The organism is Sulfitobacter sp. 1A13496, assembly GCF_043557225.1.
GTDB classification, from domain to species: Bacteria; Pseudomonadota; Alphaproteobacteria; order Rhodobacterales; family Rhodobacteraceae; genus Sulfitobacter; species Sulfitobacter faviae.
In genome coordinates, this window is the sequence record NZ_JBIFFP010000002.1 from 350,292 (window position 1) to 363,773 (window position 13,482).

21 protein-coding genes are annotated in these 13,482 nt (G+C 63.0%); 8 read left to right on the top strand and 13 right to left on the bottom strand.

The features are described 5' to 3' along the window. The first annotated feature begins 107 nt into the window (after positions 1-107). Complete coding sequence (locus tag ACGYLX_RS08475; protein WP_394448606.1) at positions 108-782, top strand: hypothetical protein; 675 nt, start codon at positions 108-110, stop codon at positions 780-782. A gap of 186 nt (positions 783-968) precedes the next feature. Here ACGYLX_RS08475 and rpmE read toward each other — a convergent pair whose 3' ends face one another. From rpmE to ACGYLX_RS08535, 12 genes are all read right to left on the bottom strand, one after another. Next, entirely contained in the window at positions 969-1,190 is a 222-nt protein-coding gene (rpmE, locus tag ACGYLX_RS08480) for a 50S ribosomal protein L31 (RefSeq protein ID WP_067262252.1), read from the bottom strand. A gap of 11 nt (positions 1,191-1,201) precedes the next feature. Further along, on the bottom strand, positions 1,202-1,585 hold the full coding sequence (gene rplS / locus ACGYLX_RS08485) for a 50S ribosomal protein L19 (protein ID WP_067262249.1): 384 nt from the start codon (positions 1,583-1,585) through the stop codon (positions 1,202-1,204). A gap of 272 nt (positions 1,586-1,857) precedes the next feature. Then, entirely contained in the window at positions 1,858-2,019 is a 162-nt protein-coding gene (locus ACGYLX_RS08490) for a DUF1328 family protein (RefSeq protein WP_082849512.1), read from the bottom strand. 69 nt (positions 2,020-2,088) lie between these two features. Beyond that, complete coding sequence (gene trmD, locus ACGYLX_RS08495; protein WP_394448610.1) at positions 2,089-2,877, bottom strand: tRNA (guanosine(37)-N1)-methyltransferase TrmD; 789 nt, start codon at positions 2,875-2,877, stop codon at positions 2,089-2,091. Then, positions 2,874-3,665, bottom strand: coding sequence for a hypothetical protein (locus ACGYLX_RS08500; RefSeq protein ID WP_394448613.1), 792 nt, complete (start codon positions 3,663-3,665; stop codon positions 2,874-2,876). Before ACGYLX_RS08500 ends, trmD begins: the two co-directional genes overlap by 4 nt. 15 nt (positions 3,666-3,680) lie before the next feature. After that, the gene (rimM, locus tag ACGYLX_RS08505; RefSeq protein WP_394448615.1) at positions 3,681-4,208 is read right to left on the bottom strand and encodes a ribosome maturation factor RimM; all 528 of its coding nucleotides are present in this window, start codon (positions 4,206-4,208) and stop codon (positions 3,681-3,683) included. Further along, positions 4,205-4,354, bottom strand: coding sequence for a hypothetical protein (locus ACGYLX_RS08510; RefSeq protein WP_169306052.1), 150 nt, complete (start codon positions 4,352-4,354; stop codon positions 4,205-4,207). The genes rimM and ACGYLX_RS08510 overlap by 4 nt, the downstream gene beginning before the upstream one ends. Further along, positions 4,354-4,983, bottom strand: a complete 630-nt coding sequence (gene bluB, locus ACGYLX_RS08515; RefSeq protein WP_394448618.1) for a 5,6-dimethylbenzimidazole synthase — start codon at positions 4,981-4,983, stop codon at positions 4,354-4,356. Before bluB ends, ACGYLX_RS08510 begins: the two co-directional genes overlap by 1 nt. A 16-nt stretch (positions 4,984-4,999) precedes the next feature. Then, positions 5,000-5,386, bottom strand: a complete 387-nt coding sequence (gene rpsP, locus ACGYLX_RS08520; RefSeq protein WP_067262240.1) for a 30S ribosomal protein S16 — start codon at positions 5,384-5,386, stop codon at positions 5,000-5,002. Positions 5,387-5,429: 43 nt separating this feature from the next. Continuing rightward, a complete protein-coding gene (locus ACGYLX_RS08525) occupies positions 5,430-5,738 on the bottom strand; it encodes a chorismate mutase (protein WP_067262239.1) in 309 nt (102 codons plus the stop codon). After that, the gene (gene ffh / locus ACGYLX_RS08530; protein ID WP_394412320.1) at positions 5,735-7,255 is read right to left on the bottom strand and encodes a signal recognition particle protein; all 1,521 of its coding nucleotides are present in this window, start codon (positions 7,253-7,255) and stop codon (positions 5,735-5,737) included. The genes ACGYLX_RS08525 and ffh overlap by 4 nt, the downstream gene beginning before the upstream one ends. A 269-nt stretch (positions 7,256-7,524) precedes the next feature. Continuing rightward, positions 7,525-8,109 (bottom strand): FMN-dependent NADH-azoreductase, encoded by a 585-nt coding sequence (locus ACGYLX_RS08535; protein WP_394448620.1) that lies wholly within the window; start codon positions 8,107-8,109, stop codon positions 7,525-7,527. Positions 8,110-8,235: 126 nt separating this feature from the next. Here ACGYLX_RS08535 and ACGYLX_RS08540 point away from each other — a divergent pair, with 126 nt between their 5' ends. Together ACGYLX_RS08540 and ACGYLX_RS08545 are read left to right on the top strand one after the other, a co-directional pair. Further along, positions 8,236-9,123, top strand: a complete 888-nt coding sequence (locus ACGYLX_RS08540) for a LysR family transcriptional regulator (RefSeq protein WP_394448623.1) — start codon at positions 8,236-8,238, stop codon at positions 9,121-9,123. After that, positions 9,111-10,013, top strand: a complete 903-nt coding sequence (locus ACGYLX_RS08545) for a DMT family transporter (protein ID WP_394448627.1) — start codon at positions 9,111-9,113, stop codon at positions 10,011-10,013. Before ACGYLX_RS08540 ends, ACGYLX_RS08545 begins: the two co-directional genes overlap by 13 nt. Before the next feature lie 233 nt (positions 10,014-10,246). Here the strand turns inward: ACGYLX_RS08545 and ACGYLX_RS08550 are convergent, their stop codons facing one another. After that, positions 10,247-10,603 carry a helix-turn-helix transcriptional regulator gene (locus tag ACGYLX_RS08550; RefSeq protein ID WP_271690001.1) on the bottom strand — a complete coding sequence of 119 codons (357 nt, stop codon included), beginning with the start codon at positions 10,601-10,603 and terminating at the stop codon, positions 10,247-10,249. Between the two features lie 240 nt (positions 10,604-10,843). Here ACGYLX_RS08550 and ACGYLX_RS08555 point away from each other — a divergent pair, with 240 nt between their 5' ends. The 5 genes from ACGYLX_RS08555 (at position 10,844) to ACGYLX_RS08575 (ending at position 13,470) form a co-directional block, all read left to right on the top strand. After that, positions 10,844-11,194 (top strand): AtpZ/AtpI family protein, encoded by a 351-nt coding sequence (locus ACGYLX_RS08555; RefSeq protein ID WP_394411334.1) that lies wholly within the window; start codon positions 10,844-10,846, stop codon positions 11,192-11,194. 1 nt (position 11,195) lies between these two features. After that, complete coding sequence (locus tag ACGYLX_RS08560; protein ID WP_067260637.1) at positions 11,196-11,957, top strand: F0F1 ATP synthase subunit A; 762 nt, start codon at positions 11,196-11,198, stop codon at positions 11,955-11,957. 64 nt (positions 11,958-12,021) lie between these two features. After that, the gene (locus ACGYLX_RS08565) at positions 12,022-12,246 is read left to right on the top strand and encodes a F0F1 ATP synthase subunit C (protein ID WP_007118046.1); all 225 of its coding nucleotides are present in this window, start codon (positions 12,022-12,024) and stop codon (positions 12,244-12,246) included. A gap of 90 nt (positions 12,247-12,336) precedes the next feature. Beyond that, positions 12,337-12,894, top strand: coding sequence for a F0F1 ATP synthase subunit B' (locus ACGYLX_RS08570; RefSeq protein ID WP_136720208.1), 558 nt, complete (start codon positions 12,337-12,339; stop codon positions 12,892-12,894). 15 nt (positions 12,895-12,909) lie between these two features. Then, positions 12,910-13,470 (top strand): F0F1 ATP synthase subunit B, encoded by a 561-nt coding sequence (locus ACGYLX_RS08575; RefSeq protein ID WP_168613456.1) that lies wholly within the window; start codon positions 12,910-12,912, stop codon positions 13,468-13,470. Positions 13,471-13,482: the final 12 nt, after the last annotated feature.

The window sequence follows — 13,482 nt, forward strand, 5'->3', positions numbered from 1 at the left end:
GGACATCGCGCACATTTGCGCTATTTTCACCGGTTAAGGCGCCGTGTAACACCCCGCCTTACCGCGCGCCGCGCACCCCAACGAACCGCTCAAGCAAGGCCTCCCCCATGCCAGATCACCACCCCACCACATCGAAACAGACAACAGTCCGCGGCGTGCTGCCGTCTCTGGGCATGATGATCGCGGAATTCGCGCTGGTTTGCCTGCTGGTGGCGCTGGTGCCGGTGACGGTTTACCTCGATACGGCCGTTCTGGGCGATGGCGTCACCGAAGACTCGCTGACCGAACATATGCACAACACGCTGCTGGCCATCGCGGCTGGGATTTTCATGATGGGCGCTTATCAACACGTGGGTATGCGGGGGTATCTAACACTGGCGGCCACGCTCTTCGCCTGCATGTTCCTGCGCGAATATGACGCCGCGCTCGACCGCATCCAACACGGGTTCTGGATCTACCCTGCCCTCGTCACACTGGCGATGGGCAGCTTCATCGCATGGCGCAATCGCGGCACCACGCTGCTGCCCATGCTGCACCACCTGCAAACCCGCTCCGCCACCTTCGTCTATATCGGCGTGGTGCTGCTGCTCTTCTTCTCGCGGATTTTCGGCACCGGCGCCCTGTGGGAGGCCGTCATGGGTGCCGCCTATGACCCGCAAATCAAAACCACCGTCCAAGAGGGCACAGAACTGCTCGCCTATCTGCTGATCGCCTATGGGGCGGTGCTGTCCCACCTGCACGGCTACGGCGCCCAAGCCGCCCTACAAGAACGCCGCCTCTAACCCGGCCTCCCCCATGTGCGCCGGCCCCCACCGGCACGCACACCCCCTTAACTTCATCCTTTTAAAAATACCTCCACACCGCTTGCCGCACGCACCCGGCCTAGGCCCCATCCACTGCCCCATCCCCCAAACGCAAAAGGCGCGACCCCGAGGGGCCGCGCCTTTATCTCGCAATTTCTGTAAGGCTTAGAAGCCCAGACCTGCGTATTTGTTCTTGAACTTCGACACGCGGCCGCCGGTGTCCATGATGCGGCCAGTGCCACCGGTCCAGGCAGGGTGCACGGAGGGGTCGATGTCGAGCGACAGCTGGTCGCCTTCTTTGCCCCATGTCGATTTCATTTCCACAACGGTGCCGTCGGTCATCTTGACGTTGATGATGTGGTATTCGGGATGTGTATCGGTTTTCATCGACCAGTCCTTTATGCGTTCGCGCCGGAAAGCGGCTTGTAGTGGACGTTTTCGGCGATCCGTGCGGATTTGCCGCGACGGCTGCGCAGGTAGTACAGCTTGGCACGACGCACGCGACCACGGCGCACGACGGTGATGCTGTCGATGTTGGTCGAATGCAGCGGGAACACACGCTCCACGCCTTCGCCAAAGGAAATCTTGCGCACGGTGAAGGACCCGGCGATGCCGTGACCGTTCTTGCGCGAAATGCAGACGCCTTCGTAGTTCTGCACACGGGTGCGGGTGCCTTCGGTGACTTTGAAGCCAACACGAACGGTATCACCGGCACGGAAGTCGGGGATCTCTTTCCCCAGTTCGGCGACTTGTTCCGCCTCGATCTCTGCGATCAGGTTCATCTGACCATTCTCCTATGATGTTCGCGGTATTCCACGAAATTATGTCGCGACCCAGAGCTTCGGGTTCTATCGGGCAGCGCCACGATCGTTTCCGATCAAGGCCCCCCGCCGGAGGTATCGTCGTCATTACTTAGTTTGCTGCGTTAAACGCAAAGCACCGGAGCCGCCAAAGCGATTCCGGATGCGCGGGGTATAGGGGGCAAAAGCGATAGGATCAAGGGGGCTGTGGCCACCTTGATCCTCAGTGTTTCCAACCTCTGCGCGCTGTCGCGTCAGGCCAGCGCGATCACGCCCAAGACAACGAGCAGGAACAGCACCAGAACGATGCCGATCAGCACTTTCGCCCCGGTCATCGCGGCACCCGATACGCGGCCAAAGCCCAAGAGGGCTGCGACGGCGGCGACGATCAGCAGAATAAGAATAAGTTCAAGCATTTGGATTCTCCCTCCGATATGGGGGATCAACGCGCCGCGCAGGGGCGGGTTCCGTATCGGGGCGCGGGCTCAATCCTTGCTCTCGAAGGCGGCCCACATGTCGGGGCGGCGCTTGCGGGTCAGCTCTTCGGCCTGCGCCTGTCGCCATTTCGCAATCTCGCCATGGTTGCCCGACATCAAAACGGGCGGAATCTCGCGCCCTTCCCATTCGGCGGGGCGGGTATATTGCGGATGTTCCAGCAGGCCCGAGGCGTGGCTTTCTTCTTCGATGCTCTCGGCATTGCCCAGCACGCCGGGCAAGAGGCGCACAGTGGCGTCGATCATCGCTTGGGCGGCCAGCTCGCCCCCCGTCATGACGAAATCGCCCAGACTAACCTCGGTGATGCCGAAATGCTCGATCACCCGCTCGTCGACCCCCTCGAATCGCCCGCAGAGCATTGTCACGCCCGCGCAGCTTGCCAGATCGCGCGCCATGGCCTGATCGAACCGCCGCCCGCGCGGCGACATGTAGAGGATCGGCCAGCGCCCATGGGCGTGGCTTTGCGCGCGCGCCAGCGCCGGGCCGACCACATCGGCGCGCATGACCATGCCCGCCCCGCCGCCTGCGGGGGTGTCATCGACATTGCGGTGCTTGCCGATGCCAAAGTCGCGTAGGTCATGGGTGTGCAATTGCCAACGCCCTTCATGCAGCGCCTTTCCGGTCAGGCTGGCGCCCAGCACGCCGGGGAAGAGATCGGGAAACAGCGTGACGATCCGGGCCTGCCAGACATTGGTGTAATCGGGCGCGTCTTGCATCAAGGCACGGGGTTTGAGGCTGGGGCGTGCGCTTTGACGTCCGTGAGAGCGGGTGGGTTTCATGCGGTTCCTGCCTGTTGCAATAGGGCGGTCTTGGCGCGGCGGCGCGCCTTGGGGTCATCGGCGTGTTGACGGTTGGCGTCAAGCAGAGCCTGCAAAAGTTCCGCAGGCAAGCGCCGGTTCTCGGGCGGGGGCACGGTCATCTGCGCCAAGACCTCAGGCGGCAATGCGCAAAGGTCCAAGAGCGGCGTGGCGGGGCCAAGCGGCAGCTCGCGGCAGGCCTCCAGCCGCGCGTGATGCACCGGGCAGGGCAGGCGGTGAGCAATCGTTTCGGCCACCCCATCCAAATCTGCCGCTGGGGCGTAGCGGGATGTGAAAGTGGCAAGGTCGAGCGTCATGGAGGAGGCTTTGACATGCTCCCAATAGGCCGAAGTGATCCAATCCGCCGGGTCGCGGGTTGAGAGGTAGACCATGATCTCCGCCCGGGGGAAACGGCGGCGCAGGCTGCGGGTAAAGATCTCCAGCAGGTCGGGCGCGGCGCTGTAGTCGGCCAGATCGCCACGTCCGGGCATGTGACCAGCCAGTTCCTCAGCCGAAAGGACCAGCGTCCGGCGCGGCATCCGGGGCAGGGCATCGAGAAGGGCGTCGAAGCGGTATTCGGCCTTGAGCAGCGTGAGCGGGTCGCGCCATGTGGAATAGCCGCGCGCGGCATGCAGCAGGTCTTTCATCTGCCAGCGCAGGCGCAGGGCAACATGGGGTTTCAGCAGGGCGCGGTTGGCGCGCAGGGTGGCTTGAACGGAACTGGTCCCGGTCTTGTGAAAGCCGGGATGCAGGATGATCCGGCGGGGCATCATCCGGCTCCGGTCTCAGCCATCCTTGCCCTCGGGCAGCACGCCCAAGGGCGGGTCGGCGATGATCCGGCCCGAGGCGAGATTGACGGTCGGCACCGCGGCCTTGGTGAAGGGCAGGAATGTGGTGGCCGAGGTGCCCGCCAGTTGCAGTTCAAGCAGATCGTCCGCCCCGTGGTTCTGTACCGTTTTCACGCGGCCCAGCAGCACGCCGCCGGTGTCATAGACCTCAACCCCGATGAGATCGGCGTGGTAGAATTCGTCATCCGGCAGGCCCGGCAATTGATCCCGCGCGGCAAAGAGCGAGACACCGCGCAGATCGTCGGCCTCTTCCTTGGTGGTGATTTCGGCGATGCGCGCGGCAAAGCCGTTTTTGACCGGGTGCAGCAGGGCGAGGGTGAACTGGCGGCTGCCGTCCTCGGTGCTCAGCGGGCGGTAGTTTTCGATGTCTTCGGGCACGGCGCAGTAGCTTTTCACGCGCACTTCGCCGCGCACGCCATAGGCGCCCGCGATGGCACCGACGCAGATCAGGTCTTGGTCACTCATTGCAACAACTCCGAATTCACGCAGATCGTCCCGGTCCATTCACCGGCCCCGGCTTTGCATTCATCCTGCATTAACTGCCGATCATAGCGGATGCCAAGGACAAAGCCGAGCACGAGCACGGACAGAAGGAACAGTAGCTTTCTCATTAGCGGGTCTCGACCTTAAGGCGGGGGGCGCGGGTCTCCCAACCCTTGGTTTCCAGTTCCGGCGTCAGGCTGTTTTCCTCGGGCCAGCCCATGCAAAGATAGGCCACCAGCGACCAGTCCTCTGGCACCGCAAGGTCACGGTTCAGCTTTGCCGGGTCGAGCACCGAGACCCAGCCCAGCCCGAGGCCATGGGCGCGGGCGGTGAGCCATAGGTGGGTGATCGCCCCCACCACCGAATAGCGCCGCATCTCGGGCATGGTGCCCGCGCCGAGGCCGCTGCCCTTTTCGGTGCTCTCATCACAGTAGATCGCCAATTGCTCGGGCGCGTCGCTCATCCCCGAGAGTTTGAGCCCGGCATAGAGCGCGGCCTTTTCACCATCGTATCCGGCGAGGGCGCGGGCATTGGCGGATTGGAAATTCTCAAGCGCGGCTTGGCGCGCGGTGTCGGAGGCAACGCGGATGATCCGCCAGGGTTCCGACAGGCCCACAGAGGGGGCGAGGTTGAAACTGTCGAGGCAGCTTTGCACCAGCGCCTCGTCCAGCGGGTCTGTGCGAAAGCGGCGCACGTCGCGCCGCCATCGCATCAGGTCGTGCAGCCCGGCACGGAAGTCATCAGAGAATGTATCCATGCCGGGCGCTCGAAGCTTATTCTGCGGAAGCTTCTTCGGCAGGGGCGTTGGCAGCTTCGGCAGCGGCAGCGGCCTTGTCGGCTTTCTCCTGCGCGCGCTCTTGGGCTTTCTTGCCCGGTGCGCCCTTCTTGGGGTTGTTACGCTCGGTCTTTTCGCGGATGCCAGCGGCTTCCAGCATGCGAACCACGCGCTCGGTCGGCTGGGCGCCTTTGGCGATCCATTCCTGAACCTTTTCAACGTCCATTTTCACGCGGTCTTCGCTGTCTTTCGGCAGCAGCGGGTTGTAGGTGCCCAGCTTCTCGATGAAGCGGCCATCGCGCGGCATGCGGCTGTCTGCAGCCACGATGCGGTAGAATGGGCGCTTTTTGGAGCCGCCGCGGGCGAGACGAATTTTCATTGCCATGGTGTTTAATCCTTTAGGTTGGTTGGGGGGACGGGAGGCCGCCCTATTCTTGGTGGGTTTTGTGGTGCCGAATGACTTCGGCGATGATGAAGTTCAAGAACTTCTTGGCGAAGACGGGGTCGAGGTCCGCCGCTTCCGCCAAATCTTCGAGCCGCTCGATCTGGGCCGCTTCGCGGGCCGGATCGGAGGGGGGAAGGTCGTGCGTGGCCTTGAGTTTCCCCACGGCCTGCGTGTGTTTGAACCGCTCGCCCAGCGTATAGACGAGGATCGCGTCGAGCCGGTCGATCGAGGCGCGGTGCTCTTTCAACAGCTCGGCGGCGCGGGCGGCGGTATCCGTGAGGGGCTCGGTCATTTCTTCTTCCCGAAACCGCTGAGGCCGCCGGGCAGGCCCATGCCGCCGCCGAGGCCACCGCCCATGCCACCCAGACCGCCGGGCAGCTTGCCGCCCATCTGCTTGGCCGCCGCTTCCAGCGCCTTGGGGTCCATCTGGGAGGGGTCCATGCCGCCGGGCATGCCGCCCTTGCCCATCATGCCCTTCATGGCCTGCTTGAGCATGCCGCCTTTGCCCATCTTGCCCATCTTCTTCATCATGTCGGACATCTGGCGGTGCATCTTCATCAGCTTGTTGAGGTCAGAGACCTCCATGCCGGCACCCTTGGCGATACGCTTCTTGCGGCTGGCCTGCAGCAGAGCAGGGTTGGCGCGCTCTTTCTTGGTCATGGACTGAATGAGGGCGATCTGCTGCTTGAGGATCTTGTCGTCGAAACCGGCATCTTCGACCTGTTTCGCCATTTTCCCCATGCCGGGCATCATGCCCATCATGCCCTGCATGCCGCCCATCTTGATCATCTGTTCAAGCTGCATCTTCAGGTCGTTCATATTGAACTGACCCTTGGCCATGCGCTTCATCATCTTCTCGGCCTGTTCGGCCTCGATGGTTTCCTGCGCCTTCTCGACCAGCGCCACGATGTCGCCCATGCCGAGGATGCGGCCCGCGATGCGCTCGGGCTCAAAGGTCTCAAGCGCGTCCATCTTTTCGCCCAGACCAACGAACTTGATCGGCTTGCCGGTCACGGCCCGCATCGAGAGCGCAGCACCGCCACGGCCATCGCCGTCCATCCGGGTCAGCACGACGCCGGAGATGCCGATACGCTCGTCAAAGTTCTCAGCCGTGTGCACGGCATCCTGACCGGTCAGGCCGTCGACGACCAGCAATGTTTCACGTGGATTGGCCACGTCGCGCACGGCTTCGACTTGGCTCATCAACTCTTCGTCGATGGACAGGCGGCCCGCGGTGTCGAGCATATAGACGTCATAACCGCCCAAGCCCGCCTGCGTTTTGGCGCGTTTGGCGATTTGCACCGGGCTTTCGCCCTTGACGATCGGCAGCGTGTCGACGCCGATCTGCGTGCCGAGGATCGCCAACTGCTCCATCGCGGCGGGGCGGTTCACGTCGAGTGAGGCCATCAACACGCGCTTGCCGTCGCGGTCTTTCATGCGCTTGGCGAGTTTTGCGGTGGTGGTGGTCTTACCGCCGCCCTGCAGGCCGACCATCAGGATCGGCGCGGGCGGGCTGTCGATCTTGAGCGAACCGGGTTCGCCTTCGCCTTTCAGCACATCGATCAGCGCGTCATGGACAATCTTGACGACCTGCTGGCCCGGCGTCACCGATTTGGTCACCGCTTGGCCCGTGGCCTTTTCCTGCACCGTCTTGACGAATTCACGCGCCACGGGCAGCGAAACGTCCGCTTCCAACAGGGCGACGCGCACTTCGCGCAGGGCGGTCTTGACGTCCTCGTCGCTGAGCGCGCCTTGTTTGGTCAGGCGGTCAAAGACACCAGAGAGCCGTTCGCTTAGGTTTTCAAACATGGGCACAGGGCCTTTCGGGTCGGTTGCACTTGCCCCTATTTAAGGACGCGCGCGAAAATGCACAAACGCCCCAGTGGGCGCAACGCGCTGACTGGGGGCGATCCCGACGACAGGCCGGGACCGGAAGGCAATGCTTCCGGAGATCGGTTGGCGTTTACGCGCTGCGGGGGTGCGAGTCAAGCCGGGTGGGCTGGGTGGCGAAGGGCTGCCACGCAAAAGCCGCGCCCCGGTGTGGGGACGAGGCAGTTTTGGAGGAGAGGGCGGTGCGCTTAGGCCGCGTCGCGCAGCGCGTCGATCTGCGCATGGGCGCGGGCGATGGTGCCTTCGGCGTCCACGGCCAGCTGGTCCGCTGCGACGAAGGTCACATCAGTGATGCCCAGAAAGCCCAACACAAAGCGGAGGTAGCCGCTGGCGAAATCGGCGGCGGAATCGATGCCTGTCCCGCCCGAGGCGAAGGCCACGATGACGCGTTTGTCCTCCAGCAGCCCTTGGGGGCCGTCTTCGGTGTAGCGGAAGGTCACGCCGACGCGGGCGATCAGGTCAATCCAGGCTTTGAGCGAGGCGGGAATGGTGAAGTTGTAGATGGGCGCGCTGATCACGATCGTATCGGCGGCCTGCACTTCGGCGACCAGCGCGTCGGAGAGGGCGAGGGCTTCTTGATCCAGCTCGGTGCGCTCTTCAGCGGGTTTCACCCGGGCGCTGGCCCATGTCGAATCGATCAGCGGCAGGGGTTCGCTGGCGATGTCACGGGCGACGACGTCGCAGTCGCCCAGGGTTGCGATGATCCGGTCCGTCAGTTGGCGGGTGACGGAGTTTTCGCGGTTCACCGAGGTTTCAATGCGCAATGTGGCCATGGTGTTGATCCTTGTTCCAAGGGTAAATCTGATGGCATGGAATTGGCCATTGTGCTCGCGAACGCAACTGCCAGAATGAGCGTGACCATGTTCGTAAATGCACAAGTCGGGAAGGCGAGGTGAGTAGTGGACAATTGGGATGAGATCAGGACCGCCTATCAGGTCGCCCAGCTTGGCACCGTCAGCGGCGCGGCAGAGGTGCTGGGCGTGCACCATGCCACCGTGATCCGCCATATCGACGCGCTGGAAGGGCGGCTTGGCGTGAAGCTGTTTCAGCGCCATGCCCGCGGCTACACGGCGACCGAGGCGGGGGAGGACCTGCTGCGGGTGGCGCGGGCGACGGACGACCAGTTCAGCCAATTGGCGGGGCGGATCAAGGGGCGCGGCAGCGATGTTTCGGGGGAGTTGGTGATCACCTCACTCGATTTCCTCGCCCCGCAGCTTGCGCCCTTGCTGACCGAGTTCCAGCGCCAGAACCCCGAACTGGTGGTGCGCTATCTGATCGGAGACCGCTTGTTCCGGCTGGAATATGGCGAGGCGCATGTCGCCATCCGTGCCGGGGCCGCGCCGGATCAGCCCGACAATGTGGTGCAGCCCTATGCGCAGCTGGCGGTGGGGGCCTATGCCAGCCGGGACTATGTGGCGCAGTACGGCATCCCGCAGGGGCCGGAGGATTATCACAAGCACCGTTTCATCGCCGCCGACAACCGAGACAGCCGCGCGCCCTATCACAAGTGGCTCTGGAGCACGGTGCCGGAGGAAAGCGTGACATGGCGCAGCACCAGCGGCACGGCGCTGGAGGCGGCATTGCGGGCCGGGGCCGGGATCGGCGGCCTGCCCGCCGCCATGGGGCGCAATGATCCGCAATTGGTCGAGATTCACGCGCCGCGCCCCGATTGGGGCAGTGCGCTTTGGCTGGTCACCCATGTCGATCTGCACCGCACCAGCAAGGTGCAGGCGGTGCTGCGGTTCCTCAAGGAACATGCCGAGGAAGCGGTCGCATGTCCCGAATAAGCGCCGCGGCGCAGGGGCATCTGGCGATGCTTTGCTTCTCGGCTTTGGTGGCCGGGTCATTCTCGCTCGGGGCGCAGGTGGCGAATGAGATCACGCCGACGGCGCTGAACGCTGTGCGTTTCGCCTTGGCGACGGTTTTGGTCGGGGCTTTGGCATGGGGGCGGGGCGATATCAGTCGGGCGGGCTTGGCAGCACCTTGGCGCTACTTCGTGCTGGCGGGGCTGTTCACGCTCTACTTCGTTTTGATGTTCGAGGGGTTGAAGACCGCGCCCCCGGTGGCTGCGGCGGCGGTCTTTACCCTCGTGCCGGTGATGGCGGCGGGGTTTGCCTGGCTACTGATGCGGCAGGTCATGACGCCGCGCATGGCGCTGGCGCTGGCCATCGGCGGGGCCGGGGCGCTTTGGGTGATCTTTCGCGGCGACCTTGCGGCGCTTCTGGCCTTCGACATCGGGCGGGGGGAGGCGATTTATTTTGTCGGCTGCATCAGCCACGCGCTTTATACCCCCATGGTAAGGCGGCTGAACCGCGGCGAAAGCGCGGTGATGTTCACCTTCGGCACCCTGCTGGCGGGCACGGTGCTGCTGGGGCTTTACGGCTGGAAAGACCTTCGCGCGACCGATTGGAGCGCGCTGCGCCCCTTGGTCTGGATCACCATCCTCTATGTCGCGGTCTTCGCCACGGCGGCCACGGTGGTTCTGCTGCAATTCGCGGCGCTGCGGCTGCCCTCGGCCAAGGTCATGGCCTATACCTATCTCACGCCCAGCTGGGTAATCCTGTGGGAGTTGGCCTTTGGCAATGCCCTGCCGGGGGCGCTGGTCTGGGGCGGGGTGCTGCTGACGATCCTCGCGCTTTCGCTGCTGCTGCGCGCGGATGGCGAAGAAAAATCATAAAAATTCAGAAAGTTGCGGAATCGGCGGAACCTAAGCGCGACGCCCGGCGTTGGGGCGTGAATTAACAGTGAAGGACACCACCATGCGTAGTATTATTTACCTGATCGGGTTGATCGTCGTGGTTTTGGCTATTTTGCGTTTCGCATTCGGCGTCATCTGACCGTCGATTGATCCTCCCCTTGTCTTATTTACCTCGTGGCAAGGGGGGATCACTCTATCTATATAAGCTTCACCTACTCTGACCCTGAGCGCATCTCGCCTTCGCCGCCCTCAGGCAGTTCGATCTCCAAAAAACGCTCGAAGGCATCAAGGTTCACCGGCTCGAACTGCCCAAACCCTTGCATCCAGACCGACGCATCCCGCAGCGCATCCGGTTCCAGTTTGCACCATTTCACCCGCCCCCGCTTTTCCTGACTGATCAGCCCCGCCGCTGTCAGCACGCCTAAGTGTTTCGAGATCGCGGCAAGCGACATCTCGAAGGGCTCGGCGACATCGGTCACGGCCATGTCATCCTCCAGCAGCATGGCGAGGATGGCGCGACGTGTGGGGTCGGCGAGGGCGGCAAACACCTGATCGAGGTCTTGGGTCATACGCTTGAATAGCGCGGGGCGCGCGTAGGCGAAAGCGGGCATTGCGGCTAACTTAACCGCTGAGTTGAATAACCCTTCGGCGCGATTTCCGTGGGATTTGCCGGGCCCATTTCAAGTGCCAGCGGGCTCCGCCTACCGTAAACCCTTGTAAACGAATAAAAACCCGCGGCGGCCAAGGTTGTTGACTCTAACCCGCCCTGACAGTAGCACCGCAGCAGATATTCCTAAGGGGATTTTGGTGTGACCAGCCCGGACCAACGGCAGCAGATGGAGCAGCTTGAGGCCAAACTGGCAGCTGCGAAAGAGCGCGGCGCACCCAAGCCCCGAGCGGATGAGCATTATTCTCAGGCCAATATGGCATGGCGGATGGTGATCGAACTTGTGGCCGGTCTTGGGATCGGTTTCGGCATCGGATACGGGCTTGATGTGCTCTTTGGCACGCTGCCCATCTTCATGGTGCTATTTGTAATGCTGGGCCTTGCGGCGGGGGTGAAGACGATGCTCCGCACCGCTGAGGAGATCCAGGGTAAACAACAGGCCGAACCGGCCGAACAGGATACGCCCCATTCGGGCAAGGACGAGGGAGCCTGAGATGGCAACAGAGACACACGGCGCTGAAACAGGCGGTCTGGAATTCCACCCGATGGACCAGTTCATCGTATCGCCGCTCTTTGGCGACGATGCTTCCGTTGCTTGGTACACCATCACCAACGCGACCTTCTGGATGGCGCTGGCGGTTCTGGCCACTTTCGCGATGCTCGTTCTGGGCAGCGCGCGCCGCTCGGTCGTTCCCGGCCGCATGCAATCGGTCGCTGAGCTGGCTTACGGCTTCATCCACAAGATGGTCGAAGACATCTGCGGCAAAGAGGGGCTGAAGTTCTTCCCCTATATCATGACCCTGTTCATGTTCATCGTCATGGCCAACTTCCTCGGCCTGATCCCGACAGCCTTCACCCCCACCGCGCATTTCTCGGTGACCGTGGTGCTGGCGCTGGCGGTGTTCATCACCGTGACCGTCGTCGGTTTCGTCAAGAACGGCGCGGCGTTCCTGAGCCTCTTCTGGGTGTCCTCGGCGCCTCTGGCCCTGCGCCCCGTGCTGGCGATCATCGAGCTGATCAGCTATTTCGTGCGCCCGGTCAGCCACTCCATTCGTCTGGCGGGCAACGTCATGGCGGGCCACGCGGTGATCAAGGTTTTCGCCGGTTTCGCCGCCATCGCTGTCATCTCGCCCGTTTCGGTCGTCGCGATCACCGCGATGTACGGTCTCGAAGTGCTGGTGGCCTTTATTCAGGCCTATGTCTTCACCATCCTGACATGCGTGTACCTCAAGGACGCGCTGCACCCCGCACACTAACAACCCCAACAACGGCGGGGTTTCCCGTCAAAGTTTTAACTTCCAATCGTAAGGAGATACCCCAATGGAAGGTCAACTCGCACATATCGGCGCAGGCATCGCAGGTCTCGGCACAGGCATCGCAGCCCTGGGTGTCGGCAACGTTGCCGCCAACTTCCTGTCCGGCGCTCTGCGCAACCCCTCGGCAGCCGCAAGCCAGACAGCGACCCTGTTCATCGGCATCGCGTTTGCAGAAGCTCTGGGGATCTTCTCGTTCCTCGTCGCTCTGCTGCTGATGTTCGCTGTCTAAGCTCTCGGAACTGTAATCCTTACGAGCGGGCAGGCGCGCATCGCCGTGTCTGCCCGGCTGTAACGGCAAAGTTTCCAAGGAGAAGCCACGATGGCAACTGTAACAACCAGCGACGGGCTGGCCGACGCGACCGGCATTGCGACCCATGCTGCCGAAACGCCGGGCATGCCGCAGCTGAACTTCGATCACTGGGGCAACCAGATTTTCTGGCTGATCCTGGCGCTGATCGCCACCTACCTGATCCTGTCGCGCGTGGCTCTGCCCCGTATCGGTGCGGTTCTGGCCGAGCGCCAAGGGACCATCACCAATGACATCGCGGCTGCCGAAGACCTCAAGGTCAAGGCGCAGGAAGCCGAAGCCGCCTATGACAAGGCCCTGATCGACGCCCGCGCCGAGGCACAGCAGATCGTGGCTCAGGCAAAAGCGGACATGCAGGCTGATCTGGATGCCGAAATGGCCAAGGCCGATGCCGAGATTGCCGCGCAAGTGGCGGAATCGGAAAAAGCCATCGCCGAAATTCGCGCGGGCGCCATGGACAACGTACAAGCCGTTGCCAAGGACACCGCCGAGGCCCTCGTCGCCGCTCTGGGTGGCACGGCCGATACCGCAACCGTCAGCGCTGCCGTCGACGCGCGGATGAAAGGATAAGCCATGACCAAATCCATGCGCCTGACACTTTCGACCCTGCTCGCCGGTCTTGCGGCTTCGCCGGCGCTTGCCGCCACGGGGCCTTTCTTTTCGCTGCGCAACACCGATTTCATCGTGTTGCTGGCCTTCCTGCTGTTCCTTGGGATCCTGATTTACTTCAAGGTGCCAACGCTTTTGATCGGCATGCTCGACAAACGCGCCGACGGCATCAAGACCGAGCTGGAAGAAGCCCGCGCCCTGCGTGAAGAAGCGCAAACCCTGCTGGCCTCTTACGAGCGCAAGCAGAAAGAGGTGCAGGACCAAGCGGACCGGATCGTGTCTTCTGCCAAGGAGGACGCCCGTCTTGCCGCCGAACAGGCGCGGGCGGATATGGCCAAGTCGCTTGAGCGTCGCATGGCCGCCGCGAAAGACCAGATCAGCTCGGCCGAGGCCGCCGCTGTGAAGGAAGTCCGCGACCAAGCCGTGACCATCGCCGTGGCCGCCGCGCGCGACGTGATCGCCAAGCAGATGACCGCCGCACAGGGCAACAAGCTGATCGACGAAGGCATCGCCCAAGTCGAAGCCAAACTGCACTGAACCAGCGTTTTA